The organism is Neobacillus sedimentimangrovi, assembly GCF_010614825.1.
Taxonomy (GTDB): domain Bacteria; phylum Bacillota; class Bacilli; order Bacillales; family Cytobacillaceae; genus Neobacillus; species Neobacillus thermocopriae.
In genome coordinates, this window is sequence record NZ_JAAFZF010000002.1 from 110,370 (window position 1) to 127,571 (window position 17,202).

Annotated in this window: 16 protein-coding genes; 8 read left to right on the forward strand and 8 right to left on the reverse strand. The window is 41.0% G+C overall.

The genetic code is table 11. The features are described 5' to 3' along the window. The first annotated feature begins 39 nt into the window (after nt 1-39). The 5 genes from GZA11_RS01910 (at nt 40) to GZA11_RS01930 (ending at nt 4,748) form a co-directional block, all read left to right on the forward strand. The gene (locus GZA11_RS01910) at nt 40-768 is read left to right on the forward strand and encodes a FadR/GntR family transcriptional regulator (RefSeq protein ID WP_163182692.1); all 729 of its coding nucleotides are present in this window, start codon (nt 40-42) and stop codon (nt 766-768) included. A 244-nt stretch (nt 769-1,012) separates the two neighbouring features. Further along, nucleotides 1,013-1,729, forward strand: a complete 717-nt coding sequence (locus GZA11_RS01915) for a (Fe-S)-binding protein (RefSeq protein ID WP_038537560.1) — start codon at nt 1,013-1,015, stop codon at nt 1,727-1,729. Nucleotides 1,730-1,756: 27 nt separating this feature from the next. Then, nucleotides 1,757-3,184 (forward strand): LutB/LldF family L-lactate oxidation iron-sulfur protein, encoded by a 1,428-nt coding sequence (locus GZA11_RS01920; protein WP_163182693.1) that lies wholly within the window; start codon nt 1,757-1,759, stop codon nt 3,182-3,184. 2 nt (nt 3,185-3,186) lie between these two features. Further along, nucleotides 3,187-3,912: a LutC/YkgG family protein gene (locus tag GZA11_RS01925; protein ID WP_163182694.1), complete on the forward strand. Its 726-nt coding sequence runs from the start codon at nt 3,187-3,189 to the stop codon at nt 3,910-3,912. A 509-nt stretch (nt 3,913-4,421) separates the two neighbouring features. Next, nucleotides 4,422-4,748: a hypothetical protein gene (locus GZA11_RS01930; RefSeq protein WP_204317735.1), complete on the forward strand. Its 327-nt coding sequence runs from the start codon at nt 4,422-4,424 to the stop codon at nt 4,746-4,748. Nucleotides 4,749-4,959: 211 nt separating this feature from the next. Here the strand turns inward: GZA11_RS01930 and GZA11_RS01935 are convergent, their stop codons facing one another. The 6 genes from GZA11_RS01935 to GZA11_RS01960 form a co-directional block, all read right to left on the reverse strand. Continuing rightward, nucleotides 4,960-5,430 carry a competence protein ComK gene (locus tag GZA11_RS01935; protein WP_163182696.1) on the reverse strand — a complete coding sequence of 157 codons (471 nt, stop codon included), beginning with the start codon at nt 5,428-5,430 and terminating at the stop codon, nt 4,960-4,962. Between the two features lie 464 nt (nt 5,431-5,894). Next, the gene (locus tag GZA11_RS01940) at nt 5,895-6,374 is read right to left on the reverse strand and encodes a sigma-70 family RNA polymerase sigma factor (protein ID WP_163182697.1); all 480 of its coding nucleotides are present in this window, start codon (nt 6,372-6,374) and stop codon (nt 5,895-5,897) included. Between the two features lie 269 nt (nt 6,375-6,643). Next, entirely contained in the window at nt 6,644-7,837 is a 1,194-nt protein-coding gene (locus GZA11_RS01945) for an ABC transporter permease family protein (protein ID WP_163182698.1), read from the reverse strand. After that, nucleotides 7,830-8,435, reverse strand: a complete 606-nt coding sequence (locus GZA11_RS01950) for an ATP-binding cassette domain-containing protein (RefSeq protein WP_163182699.1) — start codon at nt 8,433-8,435, stop codon at nt 7,830-7,832. The genes GZA11_RS01945 and GZA11_RS01950 overlap by 8 nt, the downstream gene beginning before the upstream one ends. Nucleotides 8,436-8,439: 4 nt before the next feature. Continuing rightward, the gene (locus GZA11_RS01955; RefSeq protein WP_163182700.1) at nt 8,440-9,318 is read right to left on the reverse strand and encodes a hypothetical protein; all 879 of its coding nucleotides are present in this window, start codon (nt 9,316-9,318) and stop codon (nt 8,440-8,442) included. Between the two features lie 83 nt (nt 9,319-9,401). Further along, complete coding sequence (locus tag GZA11_RS01960) at nt 9,402-9,920, reverse strand: hypothetical protein (protein WP_051968223.1); 519 nt, start codon at nt 9,918-9,920, stop codon at nt 9,402-9,404. A 488-nt stretch (nt 9,921-10,408) separates the two neighbouring features. Here GZA11_RS01960 and GZA11_RS01965 point away from each other — a divergent pair, with 488 nt between their 5' ends. From GZA11_RS01965 to GZA11_RS01975, 3 genes are all read left to right on the forward strand, one after another. Beyond that, nucleotides 10,409-12,520, forward strand: a complete 2,112-nt coding sequence (locus GZA11_RS01965; RefSeq protein WP_163182701.1) for a BglG family transcription antiterminator — start codon at nt 10,409-10,411, stop codon at nt 12,518-12,520. A gap of 13 nt (nt 12,521-12,533) precedes the next feature. Beyond that, the gene (locus tag GZA11_RS01970; RefSeq protein WP_163182702.1) at nt 12,534-12,803 is read left to right on the forward strand and encodes a PTS sugar transporter subunit IIB; all 270 of its coding nucleotides are present in this window, start codon (nt 12,534-12,536) and stop codon (nt 12,801-12,803) included. Nucleotides 12,804-12,994: 191 nt separating this feature from the next. Further along, a complete protein-coding gene (locus GZA11_RS01975) occupies nt 12,995-14,254 on the forward strand; it encodes a PTS ascorbate transporter subunit IIC (protein ID WP_163182703.1) in 1,260 nt (419 codons plus the stop codon). Between the two features lie 112 nt (nt 14,255-14,366). Here GZA11_RS01975 and GZA11_RS01980 read toward each other — a convergent pair whose 3' ends face one another. Continuing rightward, nucleotides 14,367-14,588: a hypothetical protein gene (locus GZA11_RS01980; RefSeq protein ID WP_038537532.1), complete on the reverse strand. Its 222-nt coding sequence runs from the start codon at nt 14,586-14,588 to the stop codon at nt 14,367-14,369. Between the two features lie 212 nt (nt 14,589-14,800). Next, nucleotides 14,801-17,176 carry an immune inhibitor A domain-containing protein gene (locus GZA11_RS01985; protein ID WP_235924811.1) on the reverse strand — a complete coding sequence of 792 codons (2,376 nt, stop codon included), beginning with the start codon at nt 17,174-17,176 and terminating at the stop codon, nt 14,801-14,803. Nucleotides 17,177-17,202 lie beyond the last annotated feature (26 nt).

Sequence of the window (17,202 nt, forward strand, 5' to 3'; positions counted from 1 at the left end):
GCGTGTTTTAGGACGATTCGTTAAAAGGAGTCCCATTCAATGGAATATAAAAAAATTAAACCGAAAAAGATCTATGAACAAGTGGCGGAAGCGATTTATGAGATGATTCGTACCGGCGAGTTGAAGCCGGGAGACAGGCTCGATTCCGTGCAGCAGCTTGCTGAAAATTTCAATGTGGGCCGGTCCGCCATCCGTGAAGCCTTGACTTCTTTACGGGCCATGGGCCTTGTTGAAATGAGGCATGGCGAGGGGACATTTGTGAAGGAATTTGAGAATGATCTTATTACCTTCCCGCTTTCCACAGCCATTTTGATGAATAAAGAGAATATTGCTCAACTGGTAGAAGTTCGGATGATTCTGGAGGCCGGGACTGCCGCGGCGGCGGCAAGACGCAGGACACAGGAACATCTGGAGAAATTGGAAGAAGCGCTGAAAGTGATGCTGGAGGCAAAAGGGGATGAAGAGCTCGGGGAAAAAGCTGATTTACAGTTCCATCTCACACTGGCTGAAGCGTCGCAAAATCAGATGTTAATTTCTTTGATGCAGCATGTTTCCGGCATGATGGGGGAGACGATGCGGGAAACAAGAAGGCTTTGGCTGTTTTCGAAACAGACGACCATTGAGCGTTTATATCAGGACCATTTGGCCATCTACATGGCCGTCAAGGACCAGGATGAAGAAGTAGCCCGCCAACGGATGCTTAACCATCTGGAAAGCGTCGATGCGATCTTAAAAAAATATTATATGCATGCCCCCAAATCCATTTAAATAACGATAACGGAGCTGTCCTATCCATTGCCAGGACAGCTTTTTTTATGGATTCGATTTCGAAAGTCTAGTGATCGTATCGGTTCGCTGCTACACGTTCATATCTAAAAAAATAGGTAGAATATTAAAAATATTTTATTGAAATCCCTTTCAACATGGTGTGTTTCTGTTGTAAGATATAAAATATTAATAGTGTTAAGTCATCAGATGACCTGTTTATCGGTTAAAAGAGAGGAAGAAAAGGATGAAAGTTACACTTTTTGCTACGTGCATCGTGGATCTATTCCAAAGCAATGTCGGAAAAGCGACGGTGGAATTGTTAGAAAGGCTTGGATGTGAAGTGGAATTTCCACCCTCCCAAGTTTGTTGCGGCCAGCCTGCTTATAACAGTGGATATGTAAAAGAAGCGAAAGAAGCGATGAAGCGGATGATTGAAACGTTTGAGCATGCGGAATACATTGTTTCTCCATCCGGTTCTTGTGCGTTTATGTTCCGAGAGTATCCCCATGTTTTCAAAGGGGATCCTGTATGGGAACCGAGGGCACAAAAACTAGCCGATAAAACCTATGAACTGACCCAGTTTATTGTTGAGGTGTTGGGGATTGAGGATGTCGGGGCCCGGTTTGAAGGGAATGTCACGTATCATACCTCATGCCACATGACAAGGCTTCTTGGTGTCAAGGAACCGCCTATGATTCTATTAAAAAATGTCAAAGGGCTGAAGTTTACCGAATTACCAGGAAAAGAACGTTGTTGTGGATTTGGTGGAACATTTTCCGTGAAAAATGTGGCCATTTCCGAGCAGATGGTGGATGAAAAAGTCCATCATGTCGAAGAAACGGGTGCCCAATATTTGGTTGGCGCGGATGCCGCTTGCTTGATGAATATTGGGGGCAGAATGGAACGTCTTGGGAAACCAATTAAAGTTCTGCATATTGCCGAGGTTTTGAATAGCCGTTAATTTTTTTCATAATAGGGGGAAGTACCAATGGCCATGAAGATAAGCACGGAGAAATTTAATGACCGGGTCGAACAAGGAATCCATGATTCCTTCATGCGTGGTGCGGTCGCCGGGGCCCAGGACGGAATGGGGGTCAAGCGACGGGTGGTGACCACGGATGAATTAAGTAACTGGGAAGACTGGCGTAACCATGCAGAAGAAATCCGCCAGCATGTCCTTGCCAATCTAGATTACTATTTGGAGCAATTAAGTGAAAATATTGCGCAACGTGGTGGCCATGTCTTTTTTGCACAAACGAAGGAAGAGGCCAATGAATATATTCGCGGTGTGGTGCAGCGGAAAAAGGCCAAAAAAATAGTCAAATCCAAGTCGATGGTTACGGAGGAAATCAGTCTGAACGCCATGCTGGAAGAGGAAGGCTGCGAGGTGGTGGAAACGGACCTTGGCGAATACATTCTTCAATTGGATGATCATGATCCGCCTTCCCATATCGTTGTACCGGCTTTGCATAAAAACAAAGAGCAGATTCGTGATGTTTTTGCCCAAAAGATCGGTTATACAAAAACATCGACACCAGAAGAGTTGGCTTACCATGCCCGCGTGACATTAAGAGAAAAGTTTTTGGAAGCGGATCTCGGCATTACCGGCTGTAATTTTGCTGTTGCGGAAACAGGATCTTTTTGTTTAGTCACAAACGAAGGAAATGCCGATTTGGTTACGGCGCTACCGAAAACCCAAATTACAGTGATGGGGATGGAGCGATTGGTTCCAACCTTCGAGGAAATGGAAGTACTGGTCAGCATGCTGACACGTAGCGCAGTCGGTCAGAAACTGACAAGTTATATTACGGTACTCACGGGTCCGAGAGAGGAACTCGATGTGGATGGTCCGGAAGAATTTCATTTGGTGATTGTCGATAACGGACGTTCTGATATTCTCGGCACAGAGTTTCAATCGATCTTGCAGTGCATCCGTTGTGGTGCGTGCATCAATGTGTGTCCGGTGTACCGTCATATCGGCGGCCATTCGTATGGTTCGATTTATCCAGGACCGGTGGGAGCGGTTCTGTCACCATTGTTGGGTGGCTATGATGACTTTAAGGAGCTTCCATATGCTTCGACCCTTTGCGGTGCCTGTACAGAAGTATGTCCGGTGAAAATTCCGCTTCATCAGCTATTGCATAAACATCGTCAAGTGATTGTAGAAAAGGAAGGGAAAGCACCGTTTTCAGAAAAGATGTTGATGAAGGCATTTGGACTTGGAGCCGCATCGCCAGCTCTTTATAATATGGGCTCAAAAATGGCGCCGGTCGCAATGAATCCATTTACGGTTGGGGATAAAATCTCCAAAGGACCTGGCCCGCTCAAGGCATGGACGGAAATTCGCGAATTCCCGGCACCGAATAAGGAACGATTCCGGGATTGGTTCAAAAACCGCGAAAAGGGAGGCGAATAAACATGGCAAAGATCGGGACGATTCACAATCGGGATTCATTTTTAAATAAAATCTCAAAAAGCTTAAATCGGCCACGTTTGTCCGGGCCCATTCCGCGTCCTGAGTGGAAATATCAGCCACAGCATGAGGTATTTAAGGGCGCGAGTCCGGATGAGCTGCTCGAAATCATGAAGGTTCATTGCCAAAAGATTCATACGAACTTGTATGAGACCGATCTGAAAGGATTGCCGGCTGTTTTAAATGAAGTGGTTGAAGGATACGGCGGAGGCCCAGTGGTCATTAGTAAAGACGAGCGTTTCGCTGAGTGGGGGCTCGATTCTTTACTAAAGAAGGAATGGCCTTCCCGTGATATGGATGTGTTCGAATGGGATTATACATTAGGAGATGAAAATGTACGCCGTGCGGAACAGGCCAATGTCGGCATCACCATCAGTGAAATCACCTTAGCTGAGTCAGCCACGGTCGTTCTCTTTTCTGACAAAGACCACGGTCGGACCATCAACTTCCTGCCGGCTACGTCTATTATGCTCATTCCAAAAAGCACTTTGGTTCCGCGCTTCACCCAGGCAGCCGTGAAAATGCGGGAAATCCACCAACAGACAGGTCGCGTTGCCTCCTGCATCAATTTCATCACCGGCCCAAGTAACTCTGCCGACATCGAATTAAACCTAGTTGTAGGCGTACATGGCCCTATTAAAGCCAGCTACATCGTTATTCATGACCTATAGGGGTGCTACTGGTTGGAATAGGGAATAGATTAAGCCGAGAAAGGAGAGCTTTCTCGGCTTTTGATGTATATCCGGCATTTCTATTTAAACTGACTGCTATCTATCAAAGTTTACGAGTATTAGGATTGAACCATCATAATTTTTCCATAATATATAATTTTATCCAATTATTTTACAATTTCGTGTAAAATAGAGTTAGAAACTCTATGTTGGAGGAATGATATGTCATTAAATATATTCATACCAATATTGATATTAGCCTTCATTATTGGTGTAGTCTTCTTTTTCGTTAAGTTATTTAAAAAGTAGATGTAAGTGCCATTCCACTATACCGAGGCAAGTTGAGAGGAAACCATTCAAATGGAGATTTCTCATTTTTTTTATAAACATTAACATTCCCGTTTTGCCTTTTCCCCCGATTGGGAAACTAGTAATCTTTCTGCATTTGGAATCTTTCCCCTTTCTGTTCATATAGTGTAGTAAGACGAGCTGGAAGGGTGAATGGAATGGTGTTGGTGACCATTTTGGACTACTTAATCAGTCAGCGGCTAAAACACAGCATGGTAATAGACCATAGGGAGGTGTTAAAGAATATCACGCTAGAATTCTATCAAATGAAAAATCAATTCTGCTTCCTATACACGGAACAGGGACATGAACTGAAATTACCTGTACCTTCCTATCCAAGAATTTGGCTGGAATCGTTAGGAAGGGAAGCGACAGATCACGAAGAAATGAAGAAGTGTTTAAAAGAACTGGATACAAAAAAGCCCTATAGTGTTTATTTGATAAATGATCAAGGGGGACGAGTCTATGGATTTTACCAAATTGGGTGACCATGGGGGCGAATTGGTTTGTCAGCGCTATAGGAAGAAAAGAGGAAGTCGTGAAACCGCCCCAATGGTATGGTGATTTTGTTATAGAATAGCAGCAATAGATTTTCGGTCGCTTGCTACTACGAATCAAGAGTTCCTTTTATTGGGGAAACCCTTTGAATTTCTTATGTATGATGTCCTTCCTTGTTGCGGTTATATGGATACACATGGTTTAATGGGATGGCGTTTTTCCCAGGATCATTTTGATTAGTTGCTCGGCATTTTGTAGTTTTGTGTTAAAGGAAGAAAGCCGACATGGAACTTTGAGATCAAATCCGTTACTAAATGTGACGATGGTGTGGTTTAAGTTTCCTTTCGTTCTTTTGATGTGATCGGGGTTAAACCAAATGGTTTCTGGGTTGTTCGCTGATTTAGTTGGAAACACACAAATTTTGCATATCGGATTAACGATGAATGGGCACATCGGAATATTGCCAAGATGCCATTTAGCCGATTCTATCGCTCCTTTTAAATTAAAGCCAATACTTCTGATACTGTCTGATAAAATTTCCAGTGGGGACTGATCCACCATAAACGTTCGATTGTTCTCCCGTACAAGGGAACAAAGCTTGCCGAATCGGTCATGGTAACCTGTCATATACATAAAATTTTCATTGATAATATAATTTTTTTCGATATTCAATGGAAACCTCTCCTTATGGTCTAGTTTGAATAATGGTGGAAAAAAGATATACTATCAAAATTTAGATGCTATCTTACCCAATGCTAAGAGTGCCGTCTTGTTCTGACCACTTACTCATTGTTTGTTCCAAACAAGATGCCTCACATTTTCCTCACCTCCCTTAGTGTAAAACGCTTACATTGTATATAAAAATCTTGCCTCTTATAAAGAGGACAGGGGATTTTTTGCTCAAGCCATTTCTATAGATGAAAAATAGTCAGATGAGATATGGAAAAACAGTGATGTTGTCTGGGGTGTCAGAGTGGAAAGGGGGATTGTCACTGTTATCATTATATTGTCATAACTTCTATCAAAAATTTTAACACAAAAAATTACAAAATTGGCACTAATTTGTTGAAAAATTCGTAACATTTTGTGTCAAAAGTAATAGTAAAAAATACCCACATTGTTTGTTGTTGAAAAATCTATGATTCGCTTATCCATTTCTTTAATTTCACTATGGCTCTTGACCGCCACCGTTTGACGGCAGAAACCGAGACATTTTCTTTTTCTGCTATTTCTTTCAAGGTCAATCCGTACTGCATGTGGTAGTATAGCCATTTTCTTTGGTTTAGGGATAGAATCTGGCTACTGTCAATGAGAAGTTCTTTTCCGATGAATGGATGAGAAGAATCAGAAGCCACCTCCCAAAATTCCTCTTTTGGGCAGAAATGATGGTCGCTTTCTTTTGCTTGTTTTCTCAATTCATCTAGTAATCTACCTTTCATAAACGAATAGGCATAACTACTAAAACTTCCTTTTTCCGCTTCAAAGCGCTGGCTCGCCTCCCAAAGGGCAATCAGGGCGAGTTGATAAAATTCATCCTTGTTGTATAGGTGGAGGGAGTGGATAATCTTATGGATCATCGGCTCGTATTGTTCGACGATTTTTTCAAAGCTTTCCAAGTGTTAGGTCCTTTCAGGAAAGCGCGCTTAGCCAGTGAATTCCCGGGTATCTCCACCATACCGGATTAAACTGTTTCTATCGAATTGCACCATTTCATTTTTGAAGTGAAAAACGCTCTCAAACTCACGAATTTTCCATTCGAAATTCAAATTTAACGCCGATTTTTTTCATTTCGAGTAGATTTGGTAGAAAAAGAGAAGGAGGGAATTAGATGGTTGAAAGAAGGAAAGGAGAATAAAAAAAGCGGACAAAGTCCGCCTGTTCGCTGTTATTCAAATTCTTTCCCTTTTTTAAGTAGTTCGATCATCGGCAATGAGCTCATCTTCTTTACGCCTAATAAGTAGACGAAGGCTAGGGTAATTAGCAGGATGAGGAGATCGATACCGATGATGATCAAGAAATAGGAAAAACTGATCGGAATCCATTTGAAGAGATAGCTAATCAAATAGAGTAGGACAGTGATAAGGAAGATCCTACCGAGAATTTTGGTCAGTAATCGGGTGTAAATGCTAGAAATAGACGTTGTTTCGTATCCTATCAATTTTAGAATGGCCATTTCTTTTCTTTGGATTCTCATAAAATTCACCATCAGTAAAACGGCTGTGATAATGGAAATGATGAGAAAAACGATTCCTAGAATGATCAGGATTAGCTGGGCTGAACTGATATTAGCTGAAAAATTTTCAAAGCTATTAAAAGTATAGCTGGTGAAATAGTCATGGTTTTTTAATAGTTCCCCAATGGTATCGACATCTTTGATGTCCTTTACATACACTATCACTTTATCTAAATGCGATTGCTCTATGTATTCGAAACTGTTTGGTGAGTTTTGGAACATCGTTTTCAAGAATTGATGTGCTTCATTTTCATTGATATAGGCCTGGTAGTTATTCGGGATGGAATGGATTAGGATCGCATTTTCATTGGTCGCCCCTTGTTCGGCTGTCAATGTGACATCCGTTGTTTCATTAGATGAAAAACCTCCGTCTTTTTCTTCAATTACAGGGATTTTGATTTGAATTTCTTTCACATCTGCTTTTGGTAGACAAATATGGTTGTCTTTTAATGTACAGTTTTCACTCACTAGAAAGGCTAGTTCTTCACTTAGGCCCATCAGTGAAATGCCAGTTTCTAAAGAGTGGTCAAAGACCGTTGGTAAAATATAAATAGGATAGGCTTTTGCCTTATTGTCTAGTCCCTTTTTTTCCAAGAGGGTATTAATGCTCTGTACATCCTGAAGCTCAATTTGTGTGGAATTGCCTTGTTCGGCTTTTCCATCTACATGAATGACTTTGACATTATTGTTCGTCAAATAATCTCTGTTGATCATGTAGTATTGATTGGCCAAGTAAGAGAACATTAGGTTGATCATCGTTAGGGACACCACTAGGATGATGACCGAAATGGTAAGGTAGCGGTGTGTTTTCTTCCGCAGGATCTTCACAACTAAGTTTTTATTCATGCAAATGACCTCTTTCTAGGTATAACGTGATGTCGGCATATTCTTTCACTAATGGATCATGTGTGGTCACAATGATCAGCTTTTCTTTAGAGAGCTGTAGCAATAATTTCAATAAATCGCTCTTTAAATCATGGTCAATACTTGCTGTCGGCTCGTCTAACAGGATGACATCAGGGACGTTTAGTAAGGCTCGCGCTAGTGACACCCGCTGCTTTTCTCCTCCGGATAGGACGGATACTTTTTTATCGATGAGCTGCTCGATGCTCAGCTTTTTGCATGTGTCGAGAATGAGTGAATCATATTCACTTACCTTTTTGTCGGTAAGATTGAGTTTCAGATATAGATTTTCTCTCACTGTAATGTTTGTTAAAAGCATATGTTCTTGCATTACATATTCTAATCCATGATAGGAGGCGTGGATCCGGCCGCTATCTGGTGTTTCAAAACCGGCGATCAGGTTTAATAAGGTTGATTTTCCACTGCCACTAATGCCATAGATAGCATATAAACCTGTTTGGCTAAAAGTGTAATTCACATCTGACAGCACCTGATGGGTGTAATGTTTGTTTATGTTTTCTAGTTTTAATGCGACACTCATGTTTTTAGTCCCCTAACTTTTCCATTTTTCCTTCGCTGTAGATTCGTACTTCGGATGACTTTTCGTCAAAACCGATAAACTTGTTTCCTGATAAGAGAAGTTGTTTGTCTTTGACGGCCCAGACTTCGTAATTTCCTATGTCATCGACTTCTAGAATATATTGATCCCCGACGACCCATGCTAATACGGTCTTAGGTTGAAGTTTGGTTAAGACTTGTTTGCCACAATACAAGGTTTGATCTTTCATGTAGCATACGTCTCCATAGAGGGTGCTGAGATTTTGAGTTACATCCTTGGCAATGAGTTCAAATTTCGACAGGTTGATGTTTGTTTTGTATAAATTTTGGACACCATCTTCATGTAATAAGGTGTAAATTTGATCATTGGCAGAAATACCAATGCCAAAGATTTTTTTTGTTTTTTCATTTTGTTTCGTTGGAAGCTGTTCTAGTTGATTCTTTTTTAAATGAAAGAGTCCTACGAATCTTTGCTCATTGCCATTGTAATCCATCACTGCGAAAATAGGTTCATCTTTGACATAAGCAAAGGGAAAGATGGCTTCGGTTTTACTAGGATGGACATATATCGTTTCTAGTCGTTCGTTGACTCTTTTCATAATCTTAAATTCTGAACTGACGGAGTTCCCATAGGAAATGTATTGATCGTATTTACTCAGCCTGTATTGAAAATCATTTTCTTTTGCGCTGATTTTTCCTGTCCGCTGCTTGGACGTTGTGTCATAGGTGATGTATTCCACCCCATCGTATACAAGAATACAGTTTTCTTTCGAACAGCCTAAGATCTCCTCCGTTCCACTCGAATCCCGACTACAACCGAATAATGTTAGAATCATTCCCAAAATGATGGCTAATTGTTTTTTCATGATTGTTCCCCCAAATACCAAGGGACGGTTCTTCTAGCTGGAAGCACAAGAACCGCCCCTGTGAAATTGTCATTTGAATAGAATTAGACCGATGCGTTGATGGCCCAGGATCTAGCATCTCCTTTTAATTTAACCTTTGCTTCGTTTTGGATGGAAACGGTGCCGCTTCTGTAATCAGATTTAGGCTTAATTACCGCATTTCTCCGATTAGAGTAGGCTCCTTTACTTCCATTGGAATTTTGCCAATAAGCGCTTGCGCATATATTTTGCCAAGAGCTGCTGGCACTAGCAGATACTCCGTCGCCAGAAACACCAATGGACATGGAGGCGCTATTTCGTAATGAAGCACAAGTTTCCCAGCTCGTTTTGATCCACTCTACCGTTTTACTACCTGAGTAGACAGCCGATGTTTGATATTCAAATTGATAAGTATTTCCACTTGAAGTAAGACCGGATCTCCAAGCATTGGATGTTAATGTTCCGTAACTACTTGGGAGAGTTAAAGTTTTTGCTTGTGAAGCTGCATCGGCGGTGCCAATAGAATAGCTAAATATACTGACAGCTACGGCCGCACTGGCTAGTAGTTTTGAGATCTTTTTCATTTCTTCTTCCTCCTGTTTCCCTCGTTTTTGGGTCTTTATTTATGTATGGTTTTCATGTAAGAACAAAGAAGTTTCATGATCTCCTAACCATACGATTTTACTAGTATTCAACTTTCGGCCGCGGCAACGGAAAGCAAACCTCAGTTTCTATTAGAATGTATCGATACACCCTCATATTATCACAAATTTTGGAAACCCTTACAGGGAATTTGGTAATACTTATTGGGAAAATTTGTAGGAAAATAAGAAATAAGATCGGATAGGGTCTAAAAACTCTTTATACACGAGAAAAAGTCATAGAGAATAAGAGTCCAATTCTTGCAAACTTCCACACACAACAATTGGACTTTTATTTAGCGATATAAGTAGTATATTTATAGTAGATAGACAAAAATGGACATAACAGTCCAATCATTGCAAAAAAGTTTACACTTTCTTCATCGTATAGAAGGGCCCTGTTAGACATACGGGAGGAAGGGAGCACGCTTATGGTATTAGACCAACGATGTATGGCCATTTTGAATAAAGTGGTTTATGCATCAGCCTATGTCTCTCCAAGCGAGATTATGGAAGAACTGAAAATTTCTAAACGTACTGTTTATTATGACGTTGAAAAAATTAATGGTTGGCTGAAGGATCAGGATATAGAATTGCTGAGTTATGTCAGATCGGCCGGTTTTTATTTAAGTGAAGAAGGGAAGAAGCGAGTTAAAGAAAAACTAGCTTCCTTTGATAAGAAAAAGAGTTATGAATTTTCTCCAAGGGAAAGAATGGCCTGGGCGGCGATTTTGATACTCACCCGGGAGAATAAAATCTTTCTTCAAGATTTATTGGAACAATTAAATGTGAGCCGAAGTACCTTGCTTTCGGACATGAAACAATTGAAAGCACAGTTGATTCCCTTTCATGTGCAGCTGAAATTTCAAAGAAGTTCAGGCTATTATATCGAAGGACAAGAACAGGACAAAAGAAAATTGTTGCTCTACTTTTTGTCTCAAGTGATGACGAATCGCAACTGGAATGAATTATTATCGGAAATTCAAATGACGGTTCATTCAAAAGACCCATTGCCTTTGGATTTGCTTCAGCAGTCAGACCTTGAGCGAATCTATGAAATTATCAATGAATGTGAGCGCTTTACGGGTATTCATTATACAGATGAGGTCATCCAGGCTTTAAGTGCTCATTTATTTCTATTGATCAAGCGGTTTACTCAAGGGAAATACATTCAAATGGACCCGGTTGAAAAGGAAGTCATTCAGGAAACAACGGAATATCAGGCCGCCCATTTTATTTGTCAAAAAGTTGAAAGCGCATTCCGAGTTTCGGTGCCGGAAGATGAGGTTTTTTACTTAACCACTTATCTTCTAGGAGCGAAAATTAGTGATTACCGTCTGAGCGAAGTGGAAAATCAACAACTCGTTCATTTAAAACAGATGATTAAGTTGATGGTCGATGATTTTCAAAAACTGGCTTGTGTCTTTTTTCAAAATCGTCAGGAACTGGAACGAAACTTATATATTCATTTAAAACCCGCCTTTTTCCGGATTAAATATGGGATTGAGTATGACCATCCTTTATCCGAATCATTAAAGCATACGTATCATGACTTATTTGTTCTAACGAAAAAGGTGGTCCACCATTTTGAATATGTGCTTGGGAAACCTGTTTCAGACGATGAAATTGCTTATATCGCAATGCATTTTGGCGGATGGTTGGATAAAGAGGGCGTAAAGGTAGCCAAAAGAAAAAAAGCCATGGTGGTTTGTGCAAGTGGGATCGGGACATCCCGTATCTTACAAAAGCAAATTGAAGACTTGCTTCCAACCGTGGATGTCGTTCAAGTGCTGACGGTTCGAGAGTATGAAAAGGTTAACTTAGCGGGAATGGATTTCGTGATTTCCACTACGCCGCTTGAGGAAAAAGGTCGACCCGTTTATGTCGTTCATCCCATCTTGAATCATGCAGAAAAAACCTTACTTCTAAAACAAATTCAGTCTACTTCTGATGGAGAAGGTTCTGATATCGAAGCACTCCTTTCTATTATTCGAAAATATGCCGATATTCATCAGGAAGAAAAGCTTTATCAGGAATTAAAGAGTTTTTACCAAATCAAAAAAGAGAAAATGGAGGTGAAGTATAAACCGATGTTAAATGAATTGCTAACCATCGATAAAATTCAATTTGCCGACAAGACGGAGAGCTGGGAGGAAGCGATCCAGATGGCGGCGAAACCACTGGTCGCGGATCAATCGATTCAAACAAGTTATGTGGAGGCCATGATTGAAAATGTAAAGGAAATGGGGCCATATATTGTCATTGCGCCAGGAATTGCCTTGCCACATGCCCGGCCAGATGCAGGAGTAAATAAGCTGGGTATGAGTTTTCTTCGGTTGAAGGAAAGCTGCTCTTTCTCTGACAAACCGGACCACCAAGTTCATCTATTCTTTGTTCTCGCTGCCGTTGACAATGAGACCCATTTAAAGGCTTTATCACAGCTATCGAACATGTTATCAGATGGAACCACCCTTGAAAAATTAAAAACTGCGCAAACCGCAGGTGAAGTGGAAGAAATCATTAACCAATTTTCGAAAGAATAAGGAGGAAACATCAATGAAAAAAATTCTTGTTGTTTGTGGAAATGGATTAGGAAGCAGCTTTATTGTCGAGATGAATGTAAAAAATGTTTTAGGTCAATTAGGTGTCGAAGCAGAAGTATCACATACAGATTTAACGACAGCTAAGACTGAAAAGGCAGATTTATATCTTGGTTCCAAGGACTTAATTGCTGTATTAGATGATGGCACACGTACAGTTGTCGGCCTTACAAATATTTTAGATCAAAATGAATTAAAGAGCGCCCTTGAGAAGCACATCTTGTAAGGTTGTTAAAAAAAGCTGACTCTACAAACTAGCGGCCAATCTCCCTTCCTCATCCCTGGCAGATAAGGAGGGAGCAGCGCCCTTTTGAGTCAGCCATGAAAAATTCGTCCATTTTTAGTATAACTGGAAAATCGATAGATTACTAGATCAAAGATAGAGTTGACAAAGTAACCTTAAAAGGAGGGAAAGGTATGTTGGATTTTATTATGAATGATATATTAGGCACCCCGGCTATTCTTGTCGGATTATTTGCCCTATTTGGTCTCATTCTTCAGAAAAAAGGGATTGCCGATGTGATTTCCGGTACATTAAAAACGATTATGGGATTTCTTATTTTAGGAGGAGGGGCTTCCATTTTAATAGGGTCTCTCGACATTTTTGGAAAGATGTTTGAAAAGGCTTTCCATATTCAAGGAATTATCCCGAACAATGAAGCGATTGTTGCCATCGCACAGCAAACATTTGGTAGAGAAACCGCGATGATTATGCTTTTTGGGATGGTCATGAACATTGTCATTGCCCGTTTTACGCCATTTAAATATATTTTCTTAACCGGACATCATACGTTATTTATGGCTTGTTTAATTTCTGCTGTTTTTGCGACAGGTGGAGTGACGGGTATTCCATTAATTATCATTGGTTCAATCATTCTAGGATTATTAATGGTTTTCATGCCAGCTATGCTGCAACCATTTGTACGCCAAATTACTGGTAATGATAGTATTGCTGTCGGTCACTTTGGATCTTTTGGTTATTTTACATCTGGGCTTATTGGGAAGTATCTCGGTGATAAATCGAAAACGACAGAAGATATTAAGGTTCCGAAATCACTTGGGTTTCTCCGGGATACATCGGTAGCGATGTCGTTAACGATGGCCATCTTATTCTTAATTGTCGCTCCGGCGGCTGGAAAGGATTTCGTCGAATCAGAGTTAAGTGGCGGAGTGAATTTCTTAGTCTTTTCTCTCATGCAAGCGATCACGTTTGCGGCTGGGGTGTATGTGGTTCTTGCTGGCGTACGCATGCTCATTGCTGAGATTGTTCCCGCTTTTAAAGGGATTGCGGATAAAGTTGTGAAAGATGCCAAACCAGCTTTGGATTGTCCAGCGGTGTTCCCATTTGCACCGAACGCCGTTATTATTGGTTTCTTATTTAGCTTTCTTGCAGGTCTTCTTTCGATGTTTTTACTTCCTGTCTTTGGCTTAAAAGTCATTGTTCCTGGATTAATTCCGCATTTCTTTACAGGAGCAGCTGCAGGTGTCTTTGGGAATGCGACAGGAGGAAGACGTGGGGCGATGATTGGTTCCTTTGCGAACGGTCTATTAATCTCTTTCCTACCGGCTCTATTACTTCCTGTTCTCGGTTCACTAGGATTTGAAGGCACAACATTCGGTGACTCTGATTTCGGTGTTGTCGGAATTCTATTAAGCTTATTGGCGAAATTGTTCTAGACATAGGAAGCTTTGCATGAAAAAAAGTCCGCATTCGCTTGATGGATTAGGGCTGTCCAGAAAGTCAACTGTTTGACTTCTGGATGGCCTTTTCCTGTTTTCTTGTTCCTTCCTATTTAAGCATCGTGAAAATTTTTCCATTATTTAATTCACACCATTCTAAATCACCATAGGATTCTTTATCTCCATATTTCTTGATAAATGCTTCTTTATTTTCGAATACTTCAATGGAACCATTTTCTAGTAATGTTAACATTCGATATGTATTGATCTGAAACACTTTTGAAACGGCTATTAATTCACCAATATGAATGTCATTAGAAAAATCGGTCATGGTTTCTACTCCTTTTTACAAATTCCGTTGCTCGTCCATGAAAAACGGAGCTAATTATATATTTGTGTTCATGTGCTCGGTTACATCCTTCCATTTTTCGTGGTATATCATACCTATGTTTTGGTGGGCTAGGGGAGGGATTGGGATAGGGGCTTACAGTGAGGGAAACAGAAAAGACACCGGGTGATAAATCCCGATGTCTTTACAATGTTTTATTTGTAGATCCAAACTGCACCAGCAGAGTTGTCTTTGGCTTCTCCAATGACTCGGAATTTAAGACCTAATTTAGGAACCTTGCGTCCGGCATCAGGAATGAGCGAGTTCATATAGGATTTGGAATCATCAAAAAGGGTTTCTCCTTGTAGTCCTGGATATTCATAGATGCCGCGGGTTGGAGAATCGATCGTCCAAGCCGGTGCCTTGTCTAAAGTAAAGGCAGCATCCGAGATTTGGTAACGAGTACTTTGATTGATGGAGTCAGAGCCATTTAGTTTTCCGACAATCGCTTCAGGGTGAGAATCCACTACCCCAAGGAAGCCTTCGCCAGGATGTACACCAACCCAGTTATCTGTGTAGGAATCATCTGCATACCAAACGACTAATCCCGTATTATATTTTACGCCGCGGGAGAATGCTAGTGCCTTGTCAGAACCAGCATAGTTTCTCCACTCAAGGTAATAGTAGTGGTCTTTTAGGAATGTTCCATTCGTTTGAATGAATCCATCAAGTGTAACTGCTGGAGTTCCTTCTGCGCCATCTGCAAATACTTCATTACCATCGACGATTAATTTTAATTCATCCATTGCAAAGCCTTCAGGGGCTAAACCGCCATCTGTTACATAGTCAAAGGCTAGCTTCACTTTTTTCCCTGCAAAAGCACTTAAATCATATTCTTTGTCCATCCATTTTCCGTTAGTTGTTTCCATTCCGCCAGCTGTGTTTTCGTCACCAATCGTATCGATTAACGTTTCTTGTCCATCGATGATCGCATTGACATAGACAAAGTCATAATCGTACTCCACTTCAAAGTTTGCTTTATACGTAAACTTCGCATTAGTTGCATTGGTCAAATCAAACTCTGGAGTGACGAGGGCTGTATGAAGGTCGTCCCCTTTTTGGCTATAGTAATATTGGTTGCCAAAGTCTGTTTGAATGCCTTTTACTTCTTTACCAGGAAGGTTCACTTTCACAATGCCTGGGTTTTTCGATTTTGTGACGCTTTGGTCAATGACCGTTGCGACCCCATTTTTATCGATGTCTTCATAATTGATTTCGGTAATGTTTGCCCAGTTGCCGCCCATGATTTTTTGGAAATATTCCTTGTTTTGCGGAGAAAAGCTCGTTGGTTCCGTTCCGGCAATTTTACCGTTCCAGCTACCACCACTCATGACGGACCAGGATCCAATAGGCTCACCATGTCCACTGTAAATGGTATCGTATTCATCAGGAAGTCCTAAGTCATGTCCAAATTCGTGTGCGAAAACGCCCACTGCGCCATCTTCTGGCTGGATGGTGTAATCAAAGGCTCCCATTTTGCCGCCCCAGTAATCTACTTTAGCCGTTGATCCAGGAACCGCATACACGCCATTTAATACCCAGCGGTGTGACCAGATCGCATTGTCTCCTAGGGATCCGCCGCCAGCTTCTTGACCAGTACCTGCATGGATAATCATTAAGTGATCAACTAGTCCATCTGGCTCGTATTGGTTACCGTCTCCATCAAGGTCGTATAGGTCAAACTCATCGAATTTGGAAAGGTCGATGCCTGAAACTACTGCCGCATCAAGGGCGCGTTTTACAAGGTCACGTGGCCCAAGTGGATCTAGGTTGTCGTGACCACCGTCTGGATGGTCATCACCGTAGTCTTTCAGGCTGCCTGGAATGGTCAGCCATTCAGAAACCGTACCGTCCACGGTATAGCTTCCACCAGATTGTTCTTCATAAAATTGCTTAAAGGTCTTAATTTTTTCTCCATTGAAAAGAGTGAATTCTTGATCACCGAACAGTAAATTTTCGTAATGCTGTTTGCTGAAGTCATCAGAGTACATATAACCTTCTTCTTGCACAACTTGGTTATGTTTGAAATCTTCCGTCTCAACCAATAAAACTAGCACTTTATCTGTGCGTACGGGACCGTTATAGTTTGCTTGTTTCGCAGGATTTACTTTGACGGGTCCATTAGGTTTGCCTTTTTTATAGTTTCCATGTCCTTTTTGAAGCTGTTTGGCTAGCTTGTCCTTTTGCTTGGTGATGAAATCTTTTGTTTTCTTATCAAACTTCTTCTGTTCATCGGTTAAATGCTTTTTACCAGGCTTTTTGCTTTCTTTTTTTCTTATGTAAGTGCTTACAGCTTTCTGGATCTCTTTTTTACTAGCATTCTTTGAGATAACTCCTCTTTTCTGTAAAGCTTTTGCTAGTCTGTCTTGATCCACAATATTTAAGTCGATGGGTGCTGATTCAGCCATGTTTCCTTGGTTGGCTGATACAGGTGTAGCCGTTCCTGCAAAAGTGCCGGCAAATAAGGACGCAGCCACTAAGGTAGAGGCTGTAATGCTGGAAAATACTTTCAATCTACTATTTTGTTTCACTCTTTTTCCCCCTTTTCATAGATTAG

Coding starts and splice junctions, on each gene's coding strand:
- GZA11_RS01950 (WP_163182699.1), bottom strand. CDS start 8,435: ATGAGTGTCGCATTAAAACTAGAAAACATAAACAAACATTACACCCAT.
- GZA11_RS01910 (WP_163182692.1), top strand. CDS start 40: ATGGAATATAAAAAAATTAAACCGAAAAAGATCTATGAACAAGTGGCG.
- GZA11_RS01965 (WP_163182701.1), top strand. CDS start 10,409: ATGGTATTAGACCAACGATGTATGGCCATTTTGAATAAAGTGGTTTAT.
- GZA11_RS01980 (WP_038537532.1), bottom strand. CDS start 14,588: ATGACCGATTTTTCTAATGACATTCATATTGGTGAATTAATAGCCGTT.
- GZA11_RS01975 (WP_163182703.1), top strand. CDS start 12,995: ATGTTGGATTTTATTATGAATGATATATTAGGCACCCCGGCTATTCTT.
- GZA11_RS01915 (WP_038537560.1), top strand. CDS start 1,013: ATGAAAGTTACACTTTTTGCTACGTGCATCGTGGATCTATTCCAAAGC.
- GZA11_RS01920 (WP_163182693.1), top strand. CDS start 1,757: ATGGCCATGAAGATAAGCACGGAGAAATTTAATGACCGGGTCGAACAA.
- GZA11_RS01970 (WP_163182702.1), top strand. CDS start 12,534: ATGAAAAAAATTCTTGTTGTTTGTGGAAATGGATTAGGAAGCAGCTTT.
- GZA11_RS01945 (WP_163182698.1), bottom strand. CDS start 7,837: ATGAATAAAAACTTAGTTGTGAAGATCCTGCGGAAGAAAACACACCGC.
- GZA11_RS01960 (WP_051968223.1), bottom strand. CDS start 9,920: ATGAAAAAGATCTCAAAACTACTAGCCAGTGCGGCCGTAGCTGTCAGT.
- GZA11_RS01955 (WP_163182700.1), bottom strand. CDS start 9,318: ATGAAAAAACAATTAGCCATCATTTTGGGAATGATTCTAACATTATTC.
- GZA11_RS01925 (WP_163182694.1), top strand. CDS start 3,187: ATGGCAAAGATCGGGACGATTCACAATCGGGATTCATTTTTAAATAAA.